Here is a 23,941-nt window from a genome sequence, read left to right as displayed (position 1 = left end):
TAAAATACTGACTGAACCTGAATTATGTATTTACAGTGATGGTTTTGCTTAATGTATAACCATCTGTAAGATTGCCTGTTAGTGTTGCCAATTCATCGGCTAAACTGTCTGAAAAAACATTGTCTTTTGTATTCGAAGTGTCGGCCTGACCGTGGCTCACATAGTTTTCGCTTGAATAAACGGTACTTGAAACGGTTTCAGGAAAAGCAATTTGTGTTACTAATAATGATGCGCCGTTAGTGCTTAAAACTTCTACATGTACATGAGGTGCCCTGCCTTGGTACCAGCCCGGGAAAATCGAAATAAACGAAACTTCTCCTTTTGAATTGGTGGTTTGTCTTCCTCTTAAAAAATGAACCGAAGAATAATCTTTTGGCTGCATTGAAGTTCCGCCATATTCGGAGTAATTTCCGTCTTTGTCACAATGCCAGACATCAACTAAAACTCCGGCGAGTGGCGAACAGTTGTTAGTTTTATTTTCGATCACTAAATTAATCAGTAAAGCGATGCCAACCCGGTCTGATTTTATATTTTCTAAAACCAGCTGACTAGGCGTTTTGATGGGGAAAGGCCCTTTTGTTTCTGATGGGGAAACAGTGCAGCTTCCGTCTTCCTGAGAACCGGAGCCACTATCATCATGATCATTTTTAGAACAGGATTCTAATAGTTTAGAAGCTGTTGCTAACGAAGCAATTCCTAAAAGACCATTTCGGATGAATTTCTTTCTGTCCATAATCGAATGTGTTAATTTATTGCAGTCTGAATTTTATCTAGTTTTAAATTCAGATGCACACGATAGTATTCATTGTCCTGCGTTATAGTAAGTTCGTGTGCGTTAGGATAAAGCAAATCAAGTCGGTTTTGAATGTTTACCAATCCAATTCCCGAGTTGTCAGGATCTTTTACATAATTTTCAATCGTGTTTTCGATCCAGAAATCTAGACTGTTTTCCAGAATAAAAATTTTGATTTTTACATGAGCGGCACCTTTGTAATCCGTTCCGTATTTAAAAGCATTTTCAACAAAAGAAATCAATAATAAAGGTTCGATAAACTTGTTTTTCGTATCACCGTGAACATTGATAAAAATATCTTCGATATTGTTAAGTCTCAGTTTTTGTAACTCGATATAATTCTGGATATAATTGACTTCTTTTTCTAAAGCCACCGTTTTATTGTCAGTTTCATACAGCATATAGCGCATTAATTCTGATAATGTTACGATGGCATCAGGGACCAAATCAGATTTTTTGTGTGCCAGTGAATAGATGCTGTTTAGCGAATTGAATAAAAAATGCGGATTGGTTTGTTTGCGTAAATAAATCAATTCGGTATTTGTTCGATGCGTTTCGGCAATTAACTTATTCTGCTGATTGTTATAAAATTCGGTAAGTGTTCTGATAATGGCACTTATGGTAATAATTAAAATATAGAAAAAAGAAGGACCAATTTTAAAGAACAATGGCTGTCTTGTGACCAACGACATTGGTTTGAATCTCCGGTCTTTAAACATGTATTTAAGATCTTCAGGCGGCGGCATTATTCGTGTCCTTGCAAATTTAAATTCAGGAATAAAATAATTAATTCTGATAATCATAAACAATAGAATGACAGCAAAAACAAAGGCAAAATAAAGCCAGTATTTTTTCTCTAAAAGCAAGACAGGCACCAAATAAAAATAGTTCAGATAAAATAAAACAATTCCCGTTGTCCACTGTACATAGAAATCATTGTTGATTGCAAACGGACTTTCATAAAATTCAATTAATGAAGTCAGGATAAAGAATATCCAGATGATGCTATGGAACAGAATTTTATTTGAGTTTGTATTTTTGATAATGTCTAGTGTCATTTATAATTTAATTTTTAATAAAATTAAATCATTTTTGGTTACAGTTGGTGATATGTTGTTGCTGAGTTTCTCTACGACCAAATTTGCGATTTTTAGCGCGTCGGCTTCTGTCGAGAAGCTTTTGTTATCGTTTATGACTGGAATAATAGCCTGCTTGATGATGATTTTGTTCTTTGTAGCAATCGAATAACCCCAACCTGACGTAGTTTTGAAGGCTTCGATTTTAAAAGTTTCATTTTTCGCACAGGCTAAAAATTGTAAAGCCACTAAAATCAACAATAAATTCTTCCGGCTTTTATACCAGAAGAATTGTTTTTGCATTTTAATTGTCATTGTCGTTTTGTTCTTCTAGAGGTTTAAATTCCCAGGTATCATCAAAGTAAGTAGAGCCCACTCTGCCCAACATATAAAAACCACGATTATTGATTGCAAACCCAACAGCATCCGTTCTTGTAGCACCTTCCATAGGAGTTCTTTCTACCCATAAATCCGTTGTTGGATTATATTCCCAGATTGTTTTTATACTTTCTCCACCTACAACATATCCCAGTCCGCTCATTGAAAAACTGGAAGCATTCGAACGTACGATTGCATAGTCGTCATTATAAGTGTAGTCGTCATCAGTATTTTTATTGATGTCGCGTTTTCTGGTCCATACTTCTGTAGCAGGATCAAATTCCCAAAAATCTTCCTGATAAACGGCGTTATTACTTCCCGTTACCAGATAAGCTTTATCTCCAATTACAAAAGCCGTAGCGTTACGTCTTTTATTACCGCCAAATCCATTTACCAGTGTCCACGAATTTGTCTGATCGTTGTATTGGTAGAAATCTTTCAGGTAATTTCCGTCATAACCAGTTCCAAAATAAGCCTTTCCTCCAGCCTGAAAACCTACAGCACCAAAGCGGCCTGTTCCTGCAAAATCAGTTTTTTGAATCCAGCTATTGCTCGCAGGATCATATTGATAAAAATCTTTTAATCTATTTGTTCCGTCATACCCAAGACCAACATAGCCTTTTCCGTTTAATGTAAAACTAGAAGCAGAACTTCTTCCCACTCCTGAAAAATCTGCCTTTTGTTCCCAATAGTCTCCTGTAGAATTATATGACCATAAATCTTTTAAATATTCATCTCCCGTATAGCCTGTTGCTACATAAGCATAATCTCCAATAACAAAACTGGTCGCACTAGATCTGGCAGGTCCGTCGAATGCTGATTTTTTTATCCAGTTTCCCATTAAATCATCATCGTTATTGTCGTTGCTGCAGCCTATAAAAATAAGGCCGGAAAACAATGCCGAGAATAATATTCCTTTTTTAAAATTATTCATAGTGTATTAAATTTATTTATTGTTTGTATTTGATACCAATTCCTAAAATGTAACCATTGCCTGTATTAAAATCATATACTTTATGATTGTCATTATCGATCAGATCGTATTTTTTGTTAAAATCATATCCGGCTTTAAAATTCAGAAACCAGTTTGTATCTACATTTCTTTCATATTCAAGTGCCGAGGTCATTTGTGACAGGCTAACTTTTGTGGCATTGGTATTTAGATTGTTTTGAGAATCTAAATGATAAAAAGTACCGTTGAAGCTATTGCTCAGGCTGAACATGTTTCGAATGTTATTTGCGTATGAAATCTTTGAGTCCGGAAACCCGATCATCAAAGAACCTGTATTGTTTATTTGATAGTGTAATGATACAACTGGCATGAATTTAGGAGCCCCAAAAACAGTTGTTCTCGCTACGCCAATGCTGATATTGGTAGTGGAACTTAATTGCTGTCTGATCTCAAAATTTCCTAAAACTGAAAATGCATCTGCGTCTAAATTACTTTGAAAATTGACGGTTGGCGTAATTGAAAAATTCAGCTTTGTTGCATTTGAAATTTCATGCGAAAATTCAAATTTGTTGCTGATCTGATTAAACCGATCGAGATTCTCATACGGATTATTGTAACTGTCTGTTTCATAATTCACTTTCAGATTCGAATATTCTAATGTGTTTGTTATGTTGTTTTTGGCGCTTATTTTTTTGTTAAACGATATGCCGATATTGGTTTCGTTAAAATCAATTTTGTCAGTTGGTTCTGTTTTTACATTCATGCTGACTGAAAAGTTTTCCTGAGCTTTCATGCTAAAAATGGAGAGTAAAAAAATCGACCAAATTAAAAACCTTGTTTTCATTACTTATTTATTGGTTCAAAAGTAGGAGGGTAATGGTTTTAAAAAAAAGAAGATATATGTATGGCACTTTTTGATAGACTAAACAGCCTTTTTTAAGGTTGAATGAATTATTAGCGGTCATTTATGTGTTGTAGATCATTTTTTGCTGTTTATAGGGCAAAAAGGCACGACTGTATATGTTATAGTGTAGTGCAGAAGAGTGCAATTTATATTTGTTGAAAAAATTGATTATGCACAAGTTTATATTGATGTTGTTTTTGGGTATGGCTGTAATTTCCTGTGGAACAGATGCCGATGCTGGCGAATTTGTTGTTGGATCAGATTACCTGGCTGTTGGCAATAAAGTTATTTTAATCGATACTGTGACAGTAGAAATGTCGACTATTAATTTTGATTCTCTTGTTACTTCCAATCAAAACCGAATTTTAGTGGGGAACTATGAAGATCCGATTTTTGGAAAGGTAAAATCGAACAGCTATTTTCAATTATCAGGAGAATCATATATATTAAAAACCAGTGGCTCTGATACAGAAACCACGAATTATGTTTTTGACTCCATTGCAATGATTTTAAAATATGACAACTATTATTATGGTGACACTACAAAAGTGCAGACGTTCGATATTCATCGATTGACCCAGAGAGTAAAACCCAATACTGATGATTATAGTTTTTATAATAATTCAACTTTGACTTATAGTGATGAAAGTATCGGAACCATTGCGTATAAACCAAGGCCAACAGAAAAAGATTCTATTAGTGTTAAAATGAGCGATGCGTTTGGTGCAGCTCTTTTTCAGAAATTAAAGAAAAAAGAAATTACAGACTTTGATACTTTTACAGAGTATCTGAAAGGTTTGGTTCTTGTACCGTCAACATCTAATTCGTCCAGTGTTACCGGTTTTCATGTCGCAACAAGTAAAATACGGATGTACTACTCAAAGTATCAGGCAGGAGCTGAAGAAGTCCCGTTTACAATAGAATTTTCGATTTTGGACGCCGGAAAACAATTCAATTCGATTTCATCAGATAAAACCGGGACTTTACTTGAAAATTTACCCGTCTCCAGTAGCAAGCTGTCAAGTACATTAACCAATAGGCAGGGGTTTATTCAGTCCGGTACTGGAGTAGCCTGCAGAATTGATTTCCCAAACATTAAACAGCTCAGACATATTGCAGCAAACGGAGCAATTGTAGATGCTCAGATATTTCTAAAAGCGGTTAATAATACGTATTCGCAAAAATATCCGCTGGCTGATTCTTTACAGGTTTATGTAGGTGATAATTTAAACAGAATTAGTGCCTCATTGGTAAATTCTGCAGGGAAAACGGTTTTTGGAACTCTGAATAAAAAAAGTGATGAATTTAATGAGAATGTTGGATACACGATACCTATAGGTAGTTTTTTACAGAAAGAAATGTTGAAACAATCTGATTCAAGATCTTCTCTTATTCTAACATTGCCTGGACTTTCTAAATCTGTAAACCGGGTTGTTTTAGGAGATCAAAAGCATGAGAACAATAAAATCCAAATTAAAATTTATTACATCTCCTATTAAATGAAAAGTAAAATAGCATATTTGAGCGGCTTCATTTTGATGTCACTCACTTCATTTTCTCAAAGTATTTCAAGTTCTCCCTATTCATTATACGGAGTTGGCAGCGTCTACGATGCTGATTTTGGAGTAATTCCGTCAATAGGTTCCTCAGGAATGGCTTTGCCGTCAGATACTTTTATAAATAATCTAAATCCGGCTTCCCTGGGATATTTGCCTCAGAATCACTTTATGTTTGATATTGGAGGAAAAGCCATTTCAACCACTTACGAAAGTGGTTCAAAAAGCGAAAGCCGTAATAACTTTCAATTCTCGCATATTGCCCTTGCATTTCCGGTTACTAAAAATTCCGGATTTAGTGTGTCGCTTCGACCGTATTCAAGTGCTGCATTTAAAATTTCTAATTTAAAATTACCAATAGAAAACAGTCAGGATTTTTATTACTTAACGGCTGTAGGTTCGGGCGGATTAAATAATTTTGATTTTTCATACGGGTATCGATTCGGGAAAAAACTAGCCGTGGGAGCATCAGCAGCAGTGTTGTTTGGGAATACCACTGACAACAGAAGTTTTTTGATCATGAATTCGATTACCAGTATTCAAAAAAAGACAACTTATAATGGTATACGAGCAAGTTTGGGTGCACAATATAAAATTGATTCTACATTTACTGTTGCTACAACATTTAAACTGCCAACCCAAATCAAAGCAACTAAAGTTCAAACGGTTCAGACTATTACTGATGAGGTTGTTACGACTGTAGAGTCTAATGTAGCTTCTGATGCGGATGATTATTATATGCCATTAGAAATGGGTATCGGAATTAGTAAACGCTTTAAAAATAATCTGAATATGACGTTAGATTATGAGAAGAGTTTGTGGAGTGACAGCAATCAGTCTGAATTGTACGGAAATTTTGTAAACCAGGACCGATTTGCACTTGGATTTACCTATAGCACTAAAAAGAATATCCGAAAATATTGGGATAGGGTGCAGTATGCCACAGGTGTAAATTTTGACACCGGCTATCTTGAGGTCGATGGGAAAAGAGTAAATAATGCAGCGATTTCGGTTGGACTTACCTTGCCAATAGATAATACATATTCGGCTTTGCATATTTCGTATTCATACGGACAAAAGGGAAGGGTCTCTGATAATCTGATTAAAGAAAATTACCATAAAATATCCCTTAATTTATCGCTGGACGGAATTTGGTTCATCAAACGAAAAATAGACTAGACTACCGTCTAAAAGTCTTTTTCGGTTACAGGATATTTATAGTCTAAAATCGATTTTAAAACTTCAGGATTTGAATTGACATAAAATACAGGATCGCTTTTTTCAAGGTCTGTAAAACCAACTTTTTCGCGCAGAATATTTTGAGTCTGTCTTGCTACAGCTTCTCCGGAATCAATAATATGAATGTGTTTCGGCAGTATTTTTTTTATCTGAGGTATTAGATAGGGGTAATGACTGCATCCTAAAACCAGATAATCAATATTAGCATCGATCATAGGTTGTAAATAAGATTCTAGTAATTGAGTCATTTCAGGCGAATTCAGATTTCCGTCTTCAATAAGCTGAACAAGTCCGTAGCCAACTTGTTCAATTATTTTGGTGTTTTGAAACATTTCTGCTGTCTTGTTAAACAGTTCACTATTTAATGTCCCTTTTGTGGCTAAAATACCAATCACTTGTGTTTTCGAATTATTAGCAGCCGGTTTTATTGCAGGTTCAATTCCTATAAACGGGATGTCATAATCAGCACGAAGTTCGAGAATGGCATTTGTTGTAGCAGTATTACACGCTACAACGATAAGTTTGCAATTCATTTCGAGTAAAAAATCAACATTCTTTTTGCTTAACGCGACGATTTCTTCTTTGGTTCTCTGACCGTAAGGAGCATTTTTGCTATCTGCCAGATAAATGGTTTTTTCGTTTGGTAGTAAATTGTGAATGGCCTTCCAGATGGAAGTTCCTCCAATACCGGAATCAAAAACGCCTATAGGATTGTTATTCGTCATAATACAAATTTAGTGTTTTTTGAAATAAATTGATATTCCAATTTACATGAAATGTGCGAATTTTTCAGTTTTTCAGCTTTAATTTAATGTAAAAAAAAACTGCTTAAAACTTTTGAAAGCTTAAGCAGTTTTTTTGTTTTAAGAATTTTGTTTCTTAGAATCCTAAATCTTTTTTTACATCAGCAGTAATGTTTGGACCATCAGCTAATAAAAGAGTAGAACCATCTAATACATATTGGAAACCTTTAGCTTTTCCAACTTTTTGGATAGAAGCTCTTACTTTTTCCATTAATGGTTTTACGATGTCAGTTTCTTTTTGTTGTAATTCTTTTTGAGCGTTGTCTCTGTAGTCAACGATTCTTTTTTGCATGTCCTGAACTTCTTTAGAACGGTCTCCGTTTACAGCATCAGTTACAGTTGCAGCTTCACCTTCATACTTTTTGATTTTTACTTGGTATTCGTCAACCATTTTTTTGTATTCAGCATCGTATGTACCACTTAATTTTTGTAGTTGATTTTGTGCATCCAGCATTGCAGGCATTTTCGACATGATCTCGCTAACATCAACATGAGCTACCTTAGCCTGTGCGTTCATTGTGTTACTTGCTCCTAAAAATAATAGTGCAGCAATTAGTAAAGTTTTGATTTGTTTCATCATTTTTAAAATATTAATTAATTATTGGTCGTATTTGCTTTTTGTGTTTCGGCTTCTTTTGCTTTTTTAGCCGCTTCACGTTCTTCTAAAATTTTCTTTCTTCTCTCTTCTAATTCTTTTTTACGCTGTTCGTAAAGTTTCTGTCTTTCCTCGGCTTTGTTTACTGCCGGCTCAGTCGTTGTTGTTTCAGTAGCTGTGGCAGCAGGTTTTGCTGTTGCGTCAGTTTTATTTGCATCTGTCTTGGCTGGTTCAGAAACCGTGCCATTTTTTCTGGCTTCTCTTTCTGCTGCAATTGCTTTTCTTCTGTCGTCGTATTCTTTTTTCTTAGCTTCCTGTTCTAATCTTCGGTCTTCGATTAATTTCTCTCTGGCTGTTCTTTTCTCTTCTAATGCTTTTTGTCTGTCCTGCAATGCCGGATTCTCGTCAATGGCATTTTCAAGACTTTCTTTAGCTTCCTGATCTTTTAATTGTTTTTTAGTCAGCTGTTCTCTTTTATCAGTTCGGTTTAAAACACGTATCACCTGATCGCTTATATCAAATCTTTTGTTGCTGAAAAGCATTGTCAGATCAGATGATTTATCAAAAATAAAATCATAATTCTTGGCTTCTGCAATATCCTGAACAGCAGTAAAAACCTGATCTTGTATTGGTTTTGCCAGAGAAGCTTTCTGGTGCATTAAATTTCCATTAGCTCCAAATTGCTTTTCCTGATAACTCAGCATTTCATCTTCAAGAAATTTGATTTCTGTTTCCCTTTCATCGATAAGCTCTTTAGTAAGTAAAGCTCTTTCAGCTTTAAGTCCTTCTTTAAGAGTTGTAATGTCTAGTTTTTTAGCTTCTATTTCCTGTTTCCACTTTTGCGCTTTTAGCTCTAATTGCGCTTTTGCCTCTTTATAATCAGACACATTTTCTAAAATATACTCCATGTCAATGTAACCAATCCTTGTCGTTCTAGTCTGAGCGTTACTTGTATTTACTACAATTAAGGCTAAAAACATAAATAGAAATTGTTTTCTCATAACATTAGTATATTTTAAATTTTTAAACAAATGTATTAAAAATTCTACTAAAATTGTTGTCCAATGATAAAGTGAATTTCTTTACCGTGTGCTTTTGTCTCTCCTGGTTGAGGATCGAAACCGTAACCCCAGTCAATACCTAATAATCCAAATGCAGGCATGAATACACGTAAACCAACACCCGCAGAACGATAAAGATCAAATGGGTTATAATCTTTAAAAGTTGGGTATGATGATCCAGCTTCTAAGAAAGCCAACGCATAAATAGATGCAGATGATTTTAATGTAATTGGGTAACGTAACTCCATAGAGAACTTGTTATAGATAGTTGCTCCAATTTGTTCGTTTCTTGAATTTACAGGAGTCAGGGAATTATTTTCATAACCTCTTAATCCAATAGTTTCTCTACCATCCATTGAGTACATCGCCATTCCGTCTCCTCCTAAGTAAAAACGCTCAAATGGGACATCACCTCTTGCCTGATCATAAGCACCTAAGAAACCAAATTCAGTTAATGTTCTTAAAACTAATTTACCATAAAGTTTAGTATACCAGTCTGCTTTAAATTTAATTTTATAGTACTCTAACCAGTTGTACTTCTTTTGATCGACTTTTCCCTGATCTGTATCTGCACTTGCATAATCAGATCCAACACTTACAATACCTGATTGACCGTTGATAGTTTCGGTCTTGACGTAGTCTCCAGTGTTAAGTGGTTTACCATCTACACCTGACATTGGTGCTCCTGTATATTGTGATTTGTATTCTTTTTGATTTTGTAGGTCGCCGTAATTAACTCCATTAAATAATGAATAAGGAGGTGTAAGTTTAGCAGAAACACTAAAATCAGAACCGTACGTCGGGAAGATTGGGTTAACCCCTTTATTACTTCTTGAAAGTCCAATTGTATACGCTAAGTTTCTTGACGCTCCGTTACCAAAGGTAAATAAACCTGTATTATAATTATTCAAATCATAATGTTGGTAACTTATAGATTGTGATAATACAAAATAATCATCCGGCACAGTAAGACGTTTTGCTAAACCAACTTGTAATGTCAGGATATTAAAACTCTTGCTTTTGTCTACCGTTCTTGTAGCGTAGTTATTTAAGAACTGCTTACTGTAAGAGATAGAAGAACTAAATTGTACTGGTTTTTTTCCTCCAAACCATGGTTCTGAGAATGACAAACTATAGGTTTGAAAGTAAGTACTTCCTTGTAAACGAAGTGCTACTTTTTGCCCATCTCCCATTGGTAACGGTTTATAAGATTCTTTGTTGAATATATTTCTGGCTGAGAAATTGTTGAATGATAATCCTAAGGTTCCAATGAAACCTCCACCACCGTAACCTCCTTGAAGCTCAACCTGGCTGGATCCTTTTTCTACAACGTGGTATTCGATATCAACAGTTCCTGCTGCTGCATCAACATTTTTGAATTTTGGATCGATAGCTTCAGGATCAAAGAATCCTAATTGTCCAATTTCACGAATAGTTCTGACCAATTGTTCTTTACTGTATTTTTCTCCCGGTTTGGTTCTAAGTTCACGGTAAATAACATGGTCATTTGTTTTGTCGTTTCCTACTACAGATATTTTGTTGAAGTACGCAATTGGTCCTTCTGTAACTCTAATTTCAAAATCGATAGTATCGTTTACTGTTTTTACCTCTACTGCATTGATGTTAGAGAACAAATAACCATTGTTTTGGTATAAGTTGGTAATATCTTCCGCGTCAGGTTTTGTTTTATCAGCAATACGTTTTTCAAGTAAAACACCATTATAGGTTTCCCCTTTTTTGATTCCTAAATAGCGATTCAAAAGCTGATCAGAATAAACAGTATTTCCTAAGAATTTAATATTACCAAAGTAGTATTTATTTCCTTCTTCCATTTTAATTTTGATGGCAAGCATATTTTTCTTCTTGTTATAACTAACAGAATCATAAATAATACGTGCATCACGATATCCTTTTTCCTTATAAGTAGCCACAACTTTCTCTAAGTCAGTTTTGTATTTTTCAGGAATAAATTTTGAAGATTTTAAAACGCGTAATACATTTTTTTGCTTTGTATCTTTCATGGCAGATCGTAACTGGTTGCCTGTAAGCTGCTTGTTGCCTATAAATTCGATACTGCTAATTTTTACTTTATCGCCTTTGTCTACCCGAACAAGCATGTTTACGTGATGCCCGTTTATGGTGTCAGGAGTATTGGTAATGGTGACTTTGGTGTTATAAAACCCGTCTTTTTTGTATTTGTTTTCGATGTAATTTTTGGTCGTAGTAATTAAGTTTTCGTTTACAATTTTGTTTTTGGTCAAATTGTTGTCCTTAATTAATCCCTCGACTTTGCTTTTCTTTATACCAACAAATTTTACTTCATTTAGTTTAGGAAGTTCAATAATGTTTAGGTCCAGATAGATACTGTCATTGTCTATTTTATTTACATAAAAAGCAATTTCATCAAATAGGCCAAGTTTACCTAACTTTTTGATAGCACCACTAATTTCTTCACCGGGTACAGTTATTTCCTGTCCTTTTTGAAGGCCGGAGAAAGTAACTACGGTTTGTTCATTGAAGCTTATTTTACCAACAACAGAAACTTTTGCAAGAATATATTTTTTTCCCTGATCAAAAGGAACTCTTTCTTGTGCTTTTATTTGTGAAAAACTACCCAGAAGAAGTAGGGTAAAGACTATTTGTATTCTTTTTTGTAACACTAAAATATTATTTAATTTGTTCACTGGTTTTTCCAAATCTACGTTCTCTTTTTTGATAACTAATAATAGCCTCATATAAATCTTGGTCTTTAAAGTCAGGCCACAAGACATTAGTAAAATATAATTCTGCATAGGCGATTTGCCACAGCAAAAAATTACTTATTCTATGTTCTCCACTTGTTCGTATTAATAAATCTACGTCAGGTAAATTTTGCGTGTAAAGATGCTCATTTATAATTGAATCGTCAATACCGTCTATTGAAATTATATTATTTTTAACTTTATCACTGATGATTCTCACGGCATTTACCAATTCTTCTCTTGATCCGTAACTTAAAGCAAGAGTTAGCGTAAGACGTGAGTTATTTTTTGTTTTATCAATCACGTCCAATAGCTCTTTTTGAGCTGATTTTGGTAATTTTTCAAGGTTTCCAATTGCATTAAGTTTGATATTGTTTTCCTGCAAAGTACCAAGCTCTTTTTTTAATGAATTGATTAAAATTCTCATTAATGCTTCTACTTCAAGTTTTGGACGATTCCAATTTTCTGTAGAAAAAGCATATAACGTTAAATACTCAATGCCAAGTTTGGCACAAGTTGTAATTGTTTTTTTGACAGATTTTGTTCCGTTTTCGTGACCAAATGCTCTTAAAAAACCTTGTTGTTTTGCCCAACGTCCATTTCCGTCCATAATAATGGCCAAATGTTTGGGTAAGTTTGTTTGATCTATAGAGTCTAGTAAATTCATTTTATTAATATGCGCAATAGCAAGGTTTTTGTCCAAAGGTATAGGTTAGAGTGATACCTGAGAACACATACCAGTCATTATTATTTAAATTTCCAAAATGCAAAGACTTATAATTGCCGTTGCTCGGATTGCTTCCGTCTATATCGTCTGTAAAGGTGTAACGAACACCAACTTCTGCACCTAAAACCCAATTAGGTGCTATGTTCGATTTGATTCCCAATATTATTGGTATGGCAAATGATCCTGAATTTTTATCTTTTTTTGTTTGTCCTCCCGTAACATATAATTCGTCGTACATAAAGTAGCTCAGACCTGAATATATATAAGGAGTAATTTTTGGCTGATAATCATGAAGATTAAAATCGAAGAAATTAAACTCTAAACCGGCAGAAAGCTCCTTTACGGTGTTTTTAAAGCTGTAGCCTCGTTGGTTTCTCCCTGATTCCTCTGAATCCCGATCGTTTCCTGTAATAGTGGATTGTGTATAGGAAAAACGGTACGCATGACGCGGACTTTTATTCCATTTATACAAAACACCAAAAGCCAGTTTTTCAGGAGCAATATATGCTGTGTTTCCTACGTCACCAACAAAGTTACTTCCGCCCAGAAATACACCAATCTCATTGATCTGAGCGTTTAGTGTAATAAAGGGAAAAAAACATAACAATAAATTAAAAATTTTCTTCATTTAATTCAAAATTGCGTGCAAATATAATAATTATCAATACGAATCAACGTTCCTTTAGTTAAATGTGCTTTTTTTTCAATTTGTAATATGATTTTGAGACATTTAATGATGATTCGATACATGCAGAACGGGAAAAAGTAGTATTATCGTATAGTTGTGAATCAGAAAAAGGCTTAATTTCTCTTGTCTTCTCCCCAAAGTAATTTATTTCGTAACGTTTTTAAGAAAGTTTCACCTGGGATTTCTATCATTTTTATTTTAAAATTTGTTTTTGTAATCGTCAACACAGATTCATTCCTTACCGAAGCAATTCTGGAATCCAGCGAAACTAGGTATTGATCCTCTCTTCCTGAAACACGCAGTTTTATCTCCGTATTATCCGGTATAACAAGAGGACGGGCATTTAAATTATGCGGTGCAATGGGCGTGATTACCAAACTTTCTACATTTGGGGTTAATATTGGTCCGCCACAGCTTAGGGAATATCCTGTAGATCCTGTTGGTGTCGAAATGATTAAGCCATCTGCCCAGTACGAATTTAAATATTCATTATTCAAATAAGTATCAACTGTAATCATCGACGTGGTGTCTTTTCTGCTCACGGTAACCTCATTCATGGCAAAATTGAGATCTTCTTCGATAGCGTCATTTTTAGGGTCGCACGTCAGGCTTAGTAATGTTCTTTCAGAAATAGTGTAATTTTTATCAATAACAAACTGTAAAAAATTATCGATACTTTCTTTAGGTACAGTAGCTAGGAAACCTAATCTTCCTGCATTGATGCCTAATATAGGTACACCGGAATTGCGAACTAAAGTAGCGGCTCTCAAAATAGTTCCGTCGCCGCCAATACTAATCAACATCTCAAAACTATTATCTAATGAAGTACTTGCTGAAAAGGTTTTGTATTCCTTTTTTATAAGTTCTTTTTCGTAAAGCATTTTTAAAAAATTCTCTTCAATAACCATTTCGACATTATTTGAATTGAAAAATATAAAAATATCTTTAATAATAGGTTCTGTACTATTTTGATAGTATTGTCCGTAAATGGCTACTTTCATTTTTTGTAATTAGATAATGAGTCAATGAGGTAATGTGTCAATTGGGCAATGTGTCAATTAGATAATTATTTAATGTAAGCCAAAGAAATTTTCTAATTGACACATTGTCTAATTTTCTCTTATATATTAAGGTATTTGTCTAAGTAATCTGAACGCTCTTTCAGGCTGTTGATGTATGCATCTTCCTGATGTTCTGAAATGATTTCGTAGCCATATCTTCTATAGGTCTGGATAATTTCGTTCATTGGTCCAACACCAATTTTTATTGTAATCTGAACATTTTCTAAATCGGCTTCAGATACGAAACAGCCTAAGATTTTGCCATTGTTGCTTTCTACAATCTGCGTTACCTGACCCATTGAGTAATCTAAAAGACCTTTTTGAACGATAATAATACCTCCTTGTTCTTTTAAGAATGGAGTTTCCTGAAAAAATTTCATGATAACCTCCATTTCATAATACCCAATATAGGCGTTATTTTCGTCAAGAACAGATACTACATTCGTATGGTTCTTTGCAAAAACTTCGAGAACATCAAGCCATAGCATTGATTTTCGGGCAAAAAAGCGTTCCAGAGTGTATTTGTAATCAATGACTTTTTTATCAGTGTCAAAAGTTTCAACATCATCAGCAGCGATACTTCCAATGAAAATTCCATCCTCTGTAACAGGAAAATGCGAAAAATTCAAATCGGCAAAAAAGTCCTGAACCGAGGCTATCGTCTCCTGACTATCTATCGCTCTGAAATCATTGGTGATATAGTTTGTAATTTCTGTCATAAATCTGTTAAGAATATTTCATGCAAAATAATCAAAAAATAGCAAAAACTGCTACGTTTTACTTTGTATTTTTGTCGTAACAAATATAGTGTTACTAGAATTAATTATCTATTTATATGACAAAGTTAAGTGTAAATATCAATAAAATAGCAACCCTTCGCAATGCCCGTGGAGGAAATGTTCCGGATTTGCTAAAAGTGGCCGCCGATATTCAGAAATTTGGAGGACAGGGAATCACAATTCATCCACGTCCGGATGAGCGTCATATTCGTTATCAGGACGCACGAGATCTGAAAGCAATCGTTTATACTGAATATAATATCGAAGGAAATCCGCAGCATAATTTTATCGATTTAGTTTTAGAATGCAAACCAACCCAGGTTACATTGGTTCCGGATGCAATTGGAGCCATCACATCTTCTGCAGGTTGGGATACGATAAAAAATCAAGCATATCTGACTGAAGTGATTCAGGAATTTCAGCGTAACGGAATCAGAACTTCGATTTTTGTTGATCCGGTCCTTGAAATTATCGAAGGAGCAAAAAAAACAGGAACAGAACGTATCGAACTTTACACAGAAGCTTTTGCGCATCAATATGATTTAGGAAACAAAAACGGAATCGATCCTTATGTAAAAGCTGCAGAATTAGCCAACGAATTAGGTTTGGGAATTAATGCGGGACACGATTTAAGTTTAGATAATATTCAGTTTTTTAAACAAAATATTCCCGGTTTATTAGAGGTTTCTATTGGTCATGCTTTGATTTCAGAGGCGCTTTATCTTGGTTTGGATAATGTGGTGAATATGTATTTGAACAAATTGAAGTAATATTTGTAAAAATTTGTTTATCAGTTTAAAAAAAGGACGAAGAGATTGCTAAGGAAAATTTTGTGCTTCTTTGCGTAAAAGCTTTGTGGGTCTCTGTGCAATAAATTTTTCAATAAAAAAATAATATAAATGTTATACTCAAAAATAGAAGGTGAAGGAAAACCTTTCATCATCATGCACGGATTTCTTGGGATGTCTGATAACTGGAAAACTCTTGCCGGACAATATGTAGATGCCGGATTTCAGGTTCATATTTTAGATTTACGAAATCACGGACGCAGTTTTCATTCAGAGGAATGGACATATGAAGCCATGGTAAAAGATGTGTTTGAATATTGTCAGGTAAATCAATTGTCACGAATAGATATTTTAGGACATTCGATGGGGGGGAAAGTAGCGATGCTTTTTGCCACCACACATCCTGAAATCGTAGATAAACTAATTGTGGCTGACATTGGACCAAGATTTTACAAACAACACCATCAGGATATTTTGGCAGGATTAAATGCAGTTGATTTTTCGGTGAAACCAAGCCGTAATGATGTCGAAGAAATTTTGTCACAATATGTTCCTGATTTTGGAACGCGACAATTTTTATTGAAAAATCTATATTGGCAGGAACCGGGACAATTGGCTTTTAGATTCAATCTTGCCGCTTTCAATAATAATCTGGATGCGATTGGGAAAGCTTTAGATGAGAATTTGATTTTCGATAAACCAACCTTATTTATTCGCGGAGGAAATTCAGGATATATCCAGGATTCAGATTTTGATGCCATACGCGAGCAATTTCCAAATGCTGTTTTTGAGACAATTCCAGATGCAGGACATTGGCTTCATGCCGAAAATCCTAAATTATTTTTTGAATTAACGACTGAGTTTCTGAAGCAATAAATAAATTCAGTTTTTTATAGCCACAGATTATAGGATTTTCACTGATTTGAAAATTAGAAATTTAAAAATCCTTTCTAATCTTTTAATCTGTGGCAAAAAAAACAGTTTAAAATTCACTACTTTTAATCTAAACTTTAAAATCAAAAAATATGAAAATATTACTTAGACTCCTTGTTACTGCGGCCTTGGTGTTGTTAATTGCGAATTTTTTAACCGGGGTACATGTTGCGAGTTTTGGCACGGCAGTAATTGTGGCGATTGTTTTAGGATTATTAAATCTTTTTATAAAACCAATACTGGTTATCCTGACATTACCCGTAACATTTATTACTTTAGGTTTGTTTTTACTGGTGATTAATGCCATCATTATTTTGTTGTGTACCAACATTGTCGGAGGTTTTGCAGTTGACTCATTCTGGACAGCATTGTTGTTTAGTGTCATATTGTCTATCCTTCAGTCGATTACTTATAAAATACTTGGAGACGATAAATAAAATTAATATCGAAAGCGTATTTAAAAGGTCTTTAAATACAATAGATTAAAAACTTGGTTGGGTTGCAAAAATTTTATAATTTTGCAACCCAATTTTATTATGTAAATTAAAGAAGAAGATGGATATTAAAAGAGTAGCAATAAACGCTGTGAATGAAACAATTGTAATGACAGTTGTTCACATGGATTATAAAGGTCAAGTAGCAAAAAGAATAAACGAAAAAATGCCTTTGGCTACCGTTAAAGGTTTTAGAAAAGGGCAAGTACCTAAAGACCTTGTTGAAAAACAATACGGAAAAGCAATTAAGCAAGAAGAAGTTCAAAAAGTTGTTGATTTGGCTTTAGAGCGTTTTGTTCAATCTGAAAGATTAAATCTTTTAGGAACTCCTCTTGCAAAAGAAAACGAAAACTTTGATTGGGATGCTGAAGAACTAACTTTCGAATACGAAATTGGTTTGGTTCCTAACTTCGAAATTGACTTAGAAGCGAAAAACAATATCGTAAAATATATCGTTACTGCTGATGATAAATTAATCGACGGACAAGTAGAGCGTATCCAAAAACAATTCGGAAAAGCAATTCCACAAGATAAAGTAGAAGCTGATTCAGATTTAACCGGAACTTTCTCAAACGAAGAAAAAGGTATCAACAATACAACTACAATTGCTGTATCTACTTTCAACAAAGCTGCTGCTGATAAATTCATCGGTAAAAAAGTTGGAGATGTTGTTACAGTAAGTACAAAAGGTTTATTTGCTGACGATCACCAATTAATGGATTACTTAAAAGTAGGACATGATGACGTTCACGGTTTAGATATCGAAGTAAACTTTACTATCGAAGCAATCAACGGAGCTGAATTAGCTGAATTAAACCAAGAGTTATTTGATAAACTTTTTGGAGAAGGAAAAGTAGCTTCTCTTGAAGATTTGAAAGCTAAAATTAAAGAAGATGCTGAAGCTCAATTCGCGCAACAGGCAGATCAAAAATTATTATTAGACGTTCAGGATTTCCTTATCGAAAATACTAAATTTGATTTACCTGCTGAATTCCTTAAAAAATGGTTGCAAACTGTTGGAGAGAAAAAACTTTCTGCAGAAGAAGCTGAAGTTGAATACGCAAGATCTGAAAAAGGATTGCGTTTTCAATTAATCGAAGGAAAAGCAATGGCACAAAGTAATATCCAGATTACATTTGAAGACTTGAAAGCTTTTACAACAAACGCTATCAAACAACAAATGGCTCAATTTGGGCAAACAAATCCAACTGACGAAGAAGTACAAGGAATCGTGGCTAGAGTTTTATCTAACCAGGAAGAAGTAAAAAGACTTTCTGAGCAAGTTGTAGCTGAAAAATTGTTAGAGGTGTTTAAAGAAAAAGCAAATCCGGCAACTAAAGAAGTAACTTACGAAGAATTTATTGCTGCGTCTTACGGAGAATAATTTCTAAAAAAATAAGTATATTTGAGCGTCAGAGAAGTTATTCTTTGGCGCTCTTTTGTTTTAATTTATTTTTGATTACTTTTCAGAAGCTAATCCAGCTATTCGTTACAAGTTTTTTCTTCCGTTTAAGTTTTTTAAATTCTTGCAAGAGCTTCTTTCAGTCGCTTTCCAAGAATAAAAAAACTAAAAAACGGAATTCAAAAAGCTTTTCACTGCTATCTGGGCTATTTAAGAAGCAAGTTCAAAAACTTCAAACCTGAAACAAATTAAACCTGAAACAAAAAATAAGACAAATTGACATTCTTTAGAAAGAGGTACAACCTTTGATGAAGAATAGATACAGATATAACGTAAAACTTAGAACACTTAAAATATGAACTACGGTAAAGAATTCAAAAAATTTGCTACAAAGCACCAGGGAGTAAACGCAATGTACTACGACAAAATCGTAGCGGCGATGAATCCAACTAATATGACTCCATATATTATTGAAGAGCGTCAGTTGAATATTTCTCAATTAGATGTGTTTTCAAGATTAATGATGGACAGGATTATCTTTTTAGGAACAGGTATAGACGACCAGATCGCCAATATCGTTCAGGCTCAGTTATTATTTTTAGAAAGTGCTGATGCATCAAAAGACATTCAAATTTATCTAAATTCTCCTGGAGGAAGCGTTTACGCAGGATTAGGGATTTATGATACCATGCAATACATCAAACCAGACGTAGCGACAATTTGTACAGGTATGGCGGCCTCTATGGGAGCTGTATTATTATGTGCAGGAGCAGCAGGAAAACGTTCGGCATTGCCACATTCAAGAGTTATGATTCACCAGCCATCAGGAGGAGCACAAGGTGTTGCAACAGATATGGAAATCAACTTGCGTGAAATGTTGAAACTTAAGGATGAGTTGTACAATATTATCTCTCAACATTCAGGACAAACTTTTGACAAAGTGCACAAAGACAGTGAGCGTGATTACTGGATGAAAGCTGACGAAGCAAAAGAATACGGAATGATTGATGAAGTATTAAGAAGAAGCTAAAAAAGTTTATATGTTTCAGGTTGCTATTGTGAACCTCAAACCTGAAACCATTTTTTTAAACTTGAAACAAAAATAAAAAGTTAATAGGTTGCTAAGTTTTTGAGGATTTATTGGTAAATATCAGAAACTTAGTAACTTTGCGACTTATGTAACTAAAAAAGAATGGCTAAAGTAGTATTAGAATGTTCGTTTTGTGGAAGAAAGAAGCCAGAAACCAATTTATTGATTGCAGGTATTAATGCACATATCTGTGATAAGTGTATTGAACAAGCACACGGAATTGTATTAGAAGAATTAAAATCAAGTGGAAGTGCAAAACTTGTTGGGGATTTAATTTTAAAGAAACCAAAAGAAATCAGAGCTTTCTTAGATCAATACGTTATTGGTCAGGATCAGACTAAAAAAGTAATGTCAGTGGCAGTTTACAATCACTACAAACGTTTGATGCAACAGCAATTAGACGATGAAGTAGAGATTGAAAAAAGTAACATTATTATGGTAGGACAAACCGGAACCGGAAAAACATTGGTAGCAAAAACTATCGCAAAAATGTTAGACGTTCCTTTGGCTATCGTTGATGCAACTGTGCTTACAGAAGCCGGTTATGTGGGAGAAGATGTCGAAAGTATTTTGACACGTTTACTGCAGGCTGCAGATTATGATGTAACCAAAGCCGAAAGAGGTATCGTATTTATTGATGAGATTGATAAAATTGCCCGTAAGAGTGATAATCCATCGATAACACGTGATGTTTCTGGTGAAGGTGTGCAGCAGGCATTATTGAAATTGTTAGAAGGAACAATTGTAAACGTACCGCCAAAAGGAGGACGTAAACATCCGGACCAGAAATTTGTTGAGGTAAATACTCAAAACATCCTGTTTATTGCAGGTGGGGCTTTTGATGGTGTAGAACGTATCATTTCTAAACGTTTGAACCGTCAGGCAGTTGGATATTCAACTTCTAAAAATGTTGATAATATCGATAAAGACAATTTATTACAATATATCATTCCAAAAGATATTAAAGACTTTGGATTGATTCCTGAGATTATTGGTCGTTTACCGGTGTTAACGCATATGGATCCTCTTGACAGAGAGACTTTACGCGCAATTTTGACACAACCTAAAAATGCCTTGATCAAACAATATCAAAAATTATTCTTAATGGATGATGTTGAGTTTAATATTACAGATGAAGCATTAGATTTTATTGTTGATAAAGCTTTAGAATACAAATTAGGAGCTCGTGGATTACGCTCTTTATGCGAGGCCATCTTAACAGATGCAATGTACGAATTACCAAGTTCAGATGATAAAGTTTTGACAATCGATCAGGACTATGCAAAACATACATTGGATAAAAATTTATTGAAGCGTATGGAAATTGCTTCATAAATCTTGATATACCTTGTCAAAGTTTTTAAATTTTGACAAAGTTTACCTAAAAACCTGCTCATTTCTTTGAGCAGGTTTTTTTATGCTTTTTCCATTCTTCTGTTTTAGAATTGATTCTCTATTTTTATGTAAATTGTCAGCATGAAAAAAATATTCATCATCATAAGTTTTATAATGATGTTATCCTGTAGGGATAACAAAGAACTTCGGGTAGCAAGTGTTTTTAAGCCGGAAAAAACAGTAGAAATTATTCCTGAAGAAAAACCTCGAAGTGAAATCAAAGACATTGATTATAGTGTTTATTACAAAGAAGCACAGCAATATTGTAAACGCAATAACCTTAATCAGAACATATTTATTCTGATCGATTTAGGAATGCATTCCGGATTAAAGAGGTTTTTTGTGTGTGATTTTAAAGAGAATAAAATAGTAAAATCATATGTGGTAAGTCACGGCTGCGGTGATAATAACTGGGGGGCAACGATGTCTAAAGAGAATGCGCCAATAAGCAATGAGTTTGATTCGCATTGTTCCTCGATAGGTAAATTTATTATTCTGGATCGGGGCGTAAGTCAGTGGGGGATAAAAGTGAATTATGTTTTGCAGGGAAAAGAAAAAACAAATTCGCATGCCAGAAGCCGCGCTATAGTGTTGCATTCCTGGGAAGCCATTTCAAGCGAAGAAGTCTATCCTAAAGGAACTCCGGAAGGTTGGGGATGTCCGGCAGTTTCTAATGAAAGCATGAAAGAAATTGATAAACTTCTGAAGGAAAATAAAAAAGTCCTGATGTGGATTATTAAGTCTTGAGATAGTTTTAACTTCCCAACCTGATTATCTTCTAAAAATAAAAAGTTCTCGTATAGCCCTGATCGAAACGGCATCCTTTTGCTGTGGGGTTCACAGCAAAAGATATAATGGAGAGCAGGACAAAATGTCTTTCAGGACGAAACTTCTGCTCCTAAAAAAAATTACTGTACTCTAAATTTCTCCCGATATTCTATTGGTTTCATTCCAACCATTTTAAAAAATACTTTTCTGAATGCTTTTGGATCATTATAACCCGTTTTTTCGATAATTTCAGAAATCGAAAGTTGGGTTTGTTCCAGGTACTTTTTAGAACTTTCGACCCTTATATTTTGCAAATATTCAATTGGCGGAATTCCCGTAACTTGTTTGAATCGTCGTGTCATGTTGCGGGCACTTGTGGGGATATCTTTGGTGATTTCTTCTAATTTTTCGATCGTACTATATTGATTCTCTATTTTTTGCTGTAACATGGCGACCAAAGTGTCATTGTGCAAATGATTTGGTCTAAAAGTACTGAAATAGCTCTGTTTGTAGCGATTTAGATCGATAGAGAAAATTTTGGCAATCTGAACGGCAATCTCGTTTCCGCAATATTTTTGAATTAAAAGAATCAATAAGTGAAATGTTGAGGTCGAACCGCCGCTGGTATATAAACTGCCATCTGCCGTTAAGGTTTCTTCGGCTTTAAGTTTTACTAATGGGAATGCTTTTGTAAAAGCACTGCAGGCATCGACATGAGTTGTAGCCAGTTTTTCGTTTAATAATCCTGATGCTGCAAACAAAAAAGCACCGGTGCAAAAACTGGCCAATTCGGCTCCGGACTGATGTTGTTTTTGCAGCCAGGGAATAAAATTCTTGTTCTTTGCAATCATCTCAGTCATATTATCAGTCGTAAAAGCAGGAATCAGAATTATGTCAAGTACTTCATCGGAAATTTCAATAGAATTCACTTCATATCCAAACAACCTCTTTTCATTGATTTGTTCTGAAGATTGAAAAACCATGATTTCAAAAGATTTATCTCCTTTGGAAAGTTTATTGGCTGTTTCAAATACTTCTAAAATGGCAGCAATACTTAATAATTTATAGTCGTGTGGTACAATTAAACCTACTTTCTTACTCATGATTTTGTGGTTTTTGTAAAGTTAACTTCTACACAAAAGTAATTATTTTGTCTTAAATGACCCTAAAGTTGACTTTTAATGTATGTTAAAGCTTTCTGTAATGTTTTAAATTTGCTTAATAAATTTGTAAGTTTATATATAAAATGAGTATAAATTTAAGAAAAACACAATGATAACAGTACAAAATACGATTGACGCAACAATAGATAAAGTTTGGGAATTCTGGACACAACCGGAACACATTAAAAACTGGAGTTTTGCTTCGGCAGAATGGCATACGCCTTATGCTGAAAATGATTTAAGAGAAGGCGGAAAATTCAAATCGACTATGGCGGCAAAAGATGGCAGCATGAGTTTTGATTTTGGAGGAGAATATACTTTGGTCGAAAAAAATAAAGCGATTGAATATGTAATGGAAGATGGCAGAAAAGTTGAAATTACTTTTACAGAAACCCCGGACGGAGTAGAAATTATCCAAAGCTTTGATCCCGAAACGGAAAATTCAGATGAAATGCAAAAAGGAGGCTGGAATTCAATCCTGGATAATTTTAAAAGTTATGTAGAGCAAAATTGATTTTTTAAGGTTCAAAGGTTCAAAGTGGCAAAGGTTCAAAG

24 protein-coding genes are annotated in these 23,941 nt (G+C 34.4%); 10 read left to right on the top strand and 14 right to left on the bottom strand.

Going from position 1 to position 23,941, the window contains the following annotated elements:
* Nucleotides 1–22: 22 nt before the first annotated feature.
* From B0A67_RS21965 to B0A67_RS21945, 5 genes are read right to left on the bottom strand one after another with little or no spacing between them, the layout of a single operon-like run.
* On the bottom strand, nucleotides 23–733 hold the full coding sequence (locus B0A67_RS21965) for a dioxygenase family protein (RefSeq protein WP_072961342.1): 711 nt from the start codon (nucleotides 731–733) through the stop codon (nucleotides 23–25).
* Between the two features lie 11 nt (nucleotides 734–744).
* On the bottom strand, nucleotides 745–1,851 hold the full coding sequence (locus tag B0A67_RS21960) for a sensor histidine kinase (protein WP_072961338.1): 1,107 nt from the start codon (nucleotides 1,849–1,851) through the stop codon (nucleotides 745–747).
* Nucleotides 1,852–2,172 (bottom strand): DUF4907 domain-containing protein, encoded by a 321-nt coding sequence (locus tag B0A67_RS21955; RefSeq protein WP_242671004.1) that lies wholly within the window; start codon nucleotides 2,170–2,172, stop codon nucleotides 1,852–1,854.
* Between the two features lies 1 nt (nucleotide 2,173).
* Nucleotides 2,174–3,181 carry a Kelch repeat-containing protein gene (locus B0A67_RS21950; RefSeq protein WP_072961332.1) on the bottom strand — a complete coding sequence of 336 codons (1,008 nt, stop codon included), beginning with the start codon at nucleotides 3,179–3,181 and terminating at the stop codon, nucleotides 2,174–2,176.
* Between the two features lie 16 nt (nucleotides 3,182–3,197).
* Nucleotides 3,198–4,043 (bottom strand): DUF6268 family outer membrane beta-barrel protein, encoded by an 846-nt coding sequence (locus tag B0A67_RS21945; protein WP_072961329.1) that lies wholly within the window; start codon nucleotides 4,041–4,043, stop codon nucleotides 3,198–3,200.
* Nucleotides 4,044–4,273: 230 nt separating this feature from the next.
* Between B0A67_RS21945 and B0A67_RS21940 the strand changes: the two genes are divergently transcribed.
* Entirely contained in the window at nucleotides 4,274–5,602 is a 1,329-nt protein-coding gene (locus B0A67_RS21940) for a DUF4270 family protein (protein WP_072961325.1), read from the top strand.
* Nucleotides 5,603–6,838 carry an aromatic hydrocarbon degradation protein gene (locus B0A67_RS21935; protein WP_072961322.1) on the top strand — a complete coding sequence of 412 codons (1,236 nt, stop codon included), beginning with the start codon at nucleotides 5,603–5,605 and terminating at the stop codon, nucleotides 6,836–6,838.
* Between the two features lie 8 nt (nucleotides 6,839–6,846).
* Here the strand turns inward: B0A67_RS21935 and murI are convergent, their stop codons facing one another.
* The 8 genes from murI to B0A67_RS21895 all read right to left on the bottom strand — a co-directional run bounded on the left by murI (nucleotide 6,847) and on the right by B0A67_RS21895 (nucleotide 15,293).
* Entirely contained in the window at nucleotides 6,847–7,623 is a 777-nt protein-coding gene (murI, locus tag B0A67_RS21930; RefSeq protein WP_072961319.1) for a glutamate racemase, read from the bottom strand.
* 154 nt (nucleotides 7,624–7,777) lie between these two features.
* Nucleotides 7,778–8,281 carry an OmpH family outer membrane protein gene (locus B0A67_RS21925; RefSeq protein ID WP_393049771.1) on the bottom strand — a complete coding sequence of 168 codons (504 nt, stop codon included), beginning with the start codon at nucleotides 8,279–8,281 and terminating at the stop codon, nucleotides 7,778–7,780.
* A 14-nt stretch (nucleotides 8,282–8,295) separates the two neighbouring features.
* Nucleotides 8,296–9,297 (bottom strand): OmpH family outer membrane protein, encoded by a 1,002-nt coding sequence (locus B0A67_RS21920; protein ID WP_072961317.1) that lies wholly within the window; start codon nucleotides 9,295–9,297, stop codon nucleotides 8,296–8,298.
* A 47-nt stretch (nucleotides 9,298–9,344) separates the two neighbouring features.
* A complete protein-coding gene (locus B0A67_RS21915) occupies nucleotides 9,345–12,092 on the bottom strand; it encodes a BamA/OMP85 family outer membrane protein (RefSeq protein WP_072961313.1) in 2,748 nt (915 codons plus the stop codon).
* Nucleotides 12,025–12,765 carry an isoprenyl transferase gene (locus B0A67_RS21910; RefSeq protein ID WP_072961310.1) on the bottom strand — a complete coding sequence of 247 codons (741 nt, stop codon included), beginning with the start codon at nucleotides 12,763–12,765 and terminating at the stop codon, nucleotides 12,025–12,027. Before B0A67_RS21910 ends, B0A67_RS21915 begins: the two co-directional genes overlap by 68 nt.
* A 4-nt stretch (nucleotides 12,766–12,769) precedes the next feature.
* On the bottom strand, nucleotides 12,770–13,453 hold the full coding sequence (gene porG, locus B0A67_RS21905) for a type IX secretion system protein PorG (RefSeq protein WP_072961306.1): 684 nt from the start codon (nucleotides 13,451–13,453) through the stop codon (nucleotides 12,770–12,772).
* A 173-nt stretch (nucleotides 13,454–13,626) separates the two neighbouring features.
* Complete coding sequence (locus B0A67_RS21900) at nucleotides 13,627–14,514, bottom strand: NAD kinase (RefSeq protein ID WP_072961303.1); 888 nt, start codon at nucleotides 14,512–14,514, stop codon at nucleotides 13,627–13,629.
* Between the two features lie 119 nt (nucleotides 14,515–14,633).
* Nucleotides 14,634–15,293, bottom strand: coding sequence for a CBS domain-containing protein (locus B0A67_RS21895; RefSeq protein ID WP_072961300.1), 660 nt, complete (start codon nucleotides 15,291–15,293; stop codon nucleotides 14,634–14,636).
* Between the two features lie 116 nt (nucleotides 15,294–15,409).
* Between B0A67_RS21895 and B0A67_RS21890 the strand changes: the two genes are divergently transcribed.
* The 7 genes from B0A67_RS21890 (at nucleotide 15,410) to B0A67_RS21860 (ending at nucleotide 22,202) form a co-directional block, all read left to right on the top strand.
* Nucleotides 15,410–16,123 (top strand): pyridoxine 5'-phosphate synthase, encoded by a 714-nt coding sequence (locus tag B0A67_RS21890; protein ID WP_072961296.1) that lies wholly within the window; start codon nucleotides 15,410–15,412, stop codon nucleotides 16,121–16,123.
* Between the two features lie 129 nt (nucleotides 16,124–16,252).
* Nucleotides 16,253–17,017: an alpha/beta fold hydrolase gene (locus B0A67_RS21885; protein WP_072961294.1), complete on the top strand. Its 765-nt coding sequence runs from the start codon at nucleotides 16,253–16,255 to the stop codon at nucleotides 17,015–17,017.
* A 149-nt stretch (nucleotides 17,018–17,166) separates the two neighbouring features.
* Entirely contained in the window at nucleotides 17,167–17,511 is a 345-nt protein-coding gene (locus B0A67_RS21880; protein WP_072961291.1) for a phage holin family protein, read from the top strand.
* Between the two features lie 118 nt (nucleotides 17,512–17,629).
* Nucleotides 17,630–18,952: a trigger factor gene (locus tag B0A67_RS21875; protein WP_072961288.1), complete on the top strand. Its 1,323-nt coding sequence runs from the start codon at nucleotides 17,630–17,632 to the stop codon at nucleotides 18,950–18,952.
* A 373-nt stretch (nucleotides 18,953–19,325) separates the two neighbouring features.
* Nucleotides 19,326–20,000, top strand: coding sequence for an ATP-dependent Clp endopeptidase proteolytic subunit ClpP (gene clpP, locus B0A67_RS21870; protein WP_072961284.1), 675 nt, complete (start codon nucleotides 19,326–19,328; stop codon nucleotides 19,998–20,000).
* A 162-nt stretch (nucleotides 20,001–20,162) separates the two neighbouring features.
* Entirely contained in the window at nucleotides 20,163–21,395 is a 1,233-nt protein-coding gene (clpX, locus tag B0A67_RS21865) for an ATP-dependent Clp protease ATP-binding subunit ClpX (RefSeq protein WP_072961281.1), read from the top strand.
* 141 nt (nucleotides 21,396–21,536) lie between these two features.
* Nucleotides 21,537–22,202, top strand: coding sequence for a murein L,D-transpeptidase catalytic domain-containing protein (locus tag B0A67_RS21860; RefSeq protein WP_072961278.1), 666 nt, complete (start codon nucleotides 21,537–21,539; stop codon nucleotides 22,200–22,202).
* 161 nt (nucleotides 22,203–22,363) lie between these two features.
* Here the strand turns inward: B0A67_RS21860 and B0A67_RS21855 are convergent, their stop codons facing one another.
* Entirely contained in the window at nucleotides 22,364–23,326 is a 963-nt protein-coding gene (locus tag B0A67_RS21855; RefSeq protein ID WP_072961275.1) for a GlxA family transcriptional regulator, read from the bottom strand.
* A gap of 169 nt (nucleotides 23,327–23,495) precedes the next feature.
* Here B0A67_RS21855 and B0A67_RS21850 point away from each other — a divergent pair, with 169 nt between their 5' ends.
* Nucleotides 23,496–23,900, top strand: a complete 405-nt coding sequence (locus B0A67_RS21850; protein WP_072961271.1) for an SRPBCC family protein — start codon at nucleotides 23,496–23,498, stop codon at nucleotides 23,898–23,900.
* The last annotated feature ends 41 nt before the right edge of the window (nucleotides 23,901–23,941 follow it).

The sequence above is a fragment of the Flavobacterium aquidurense genome (genome assembly GCF_002217195.1).
Lineage (GTDB): Bacteria > Bacteroidota > Bacteroidia > Flavobacteriales > Flavobacteriaceae > Flavobacterium > Flavobacterium frigidimaris.
This window is presented reverse-complemented; position numbering and strand designations above follow the sequence as displayed.

Coding starts and splice junctions, on each gene's coding strand:
- B0A67_RS21965 (WP_072961342.1), bottom strand. CDS start 733: ATGGACAGAAAGAAATTCATCCGAAATGGTCTTTTAGGAATTGCTTCG.
- B0A67_RS21960 (WP_072961338.1), bottom strand. CDS start 1,851: ATGACACTAGACATTATCAAAAATACAAACTCAAATAAAATTCTGTTC.
- B0A67_RS21955 (WP_242671004.1), bottom strand. CDS start 2,172: ATGCAAAAACAATTCTTCTGGTATAAAAGCCGGAAGAATTTATTGTTG.
- B0A67_RS21950 (WP_072961332.1), bottom strand. CDS start 3,181: ATGAATAATTTTAAAAAAGGAATATTATTCTCGGCATTGTTTTCCGGC.
- B0A67_RS21945 (WP_072961329.1), bottom strand. CDS start 4,043: ATGAAAACAAGGTTTTTAATTTGGTCGATTTTTTTACTCTCCATTTTT.
- B0A67_RS21940 (WP_072961325.1), top strand. CDS start 4,274: ATGCACAAGTTTATATTGATGTTGTTTTTGGGTATGGCTGTAATTTCC.
- B0A67_RS21935 (WP_072961322.1), top strand. CDS start 5,603: ATGAAAAGTAAAATAGCATATTTGAGCGGCTTCATTTTGATGTCACTC.
- murI (WP_072961319.1), bottom strand. CDS start 7,623: ATGACGAATAACAATCCTATAGGCGTTTTTGATTCCGGTATTGGAGGA.
- B0A67_RS21925 (WP_393049771.1), bottom strand. CDS start 8,281: ATGATGAAACAAATCAAAACTTTACTAATTGCTGCACTATTATTTTTA.
- B0A67_RS21920 (WP_072961317.1), bottom strand. CDS start 9,297: ATGAGAAAACAATTTCTATTTATGTTTTTAGCCTTAATTGTAGTAAAT.
- B0A67_RS21915 (WP_072961313.1), bottom strand. CDS start 12,092: ATGAGGCTATTATTAGTTATCAAAAAAGAGAACGTAGATTTGGAAAAA.
- B0A67_RS21910 (WP_072961310.1), bottom strand. CDS start 12,765: ATGAATTTACTAGACTCTATAGATCAAACAAACTTACCCAAACATTTG.
- porG (WP_072961306.1), bottom strand. CDS start 13,453: ATGAAGAAAATTTTTAATTTATTGTTATGTTTTTTTCCCTTTATTACA.
- B0A67_RS21900 (WP_072961303.1), bottom strand. CDS start 14,514: ATGAAAGTAGCCATTTACGGACAATACTATCAAAATAGTACAGAACCT.
- B0A67_RS21895 (WP_072961300.1), bottom strand. CDS start 15,293: ATGACAGAAATTACAAACTATATCACCAATGATTTCAGAGCGATAGAT.
- B0A67_RS21890 (WP_072961296.1), top strand. CDS start 15,410: ATGACAAAGTTAAGTGTAAATATCAATAAAATAGCAACCCTTCGCAAT.
- B0A67_RS21885 (WP_072961294.1), top strand. CDS start 16,253: ATGTTATACTCAAAAATAGAAGGTGAAGGAAAACCTTTCATCATCATG.
- B0A67_RS21880 (WP_072961291.1), top strand. CDS start 17,167: ATGAAAATATTACTTAGACTCCTTGTTACTGCGGCCTTGGTGTTGTTA.
- B0A67_RS21875 (WP_072961288.1), top strand. CDS start 17,630: ATGGATATTAAAAGAGTAGCAATAAACGCTGTGAATGAAACAATTGTA.
- clpP (WP_072961284.1), top strand. CDS start 19,326: ATGAACTACGGTAAAGAATTCAAAAAATTTGCTACAAAGCACCAGGGA.
- clpX (WP_072961281.1), top strand. CDS start 20,163: ATGGCTAAAGTAGTATTAGAATGTTCGTTTTGTGGAAGAAAGAAGCCA.
- B0A67_RS21860 (WP_072961278.1), top strand. CDS start 21,537: ATGAAAAAAATATTCATCATCATAAGTTTTATAATGATGTTATCCTGT.
- B0A67_RS21855 (WP_072961275.1), bottom strand. CDS start 23,326: ATGAGTAAGAAAGTAGGTTTAATTGTACCACACGACTATAAATTATTA.
- B0A67_RS21850 (WP_072961271.1), top strand. CDS start 23,496: ATGATAACAGTACAAAATACGATTGACGCAACAATAGATAAAGTTTGG.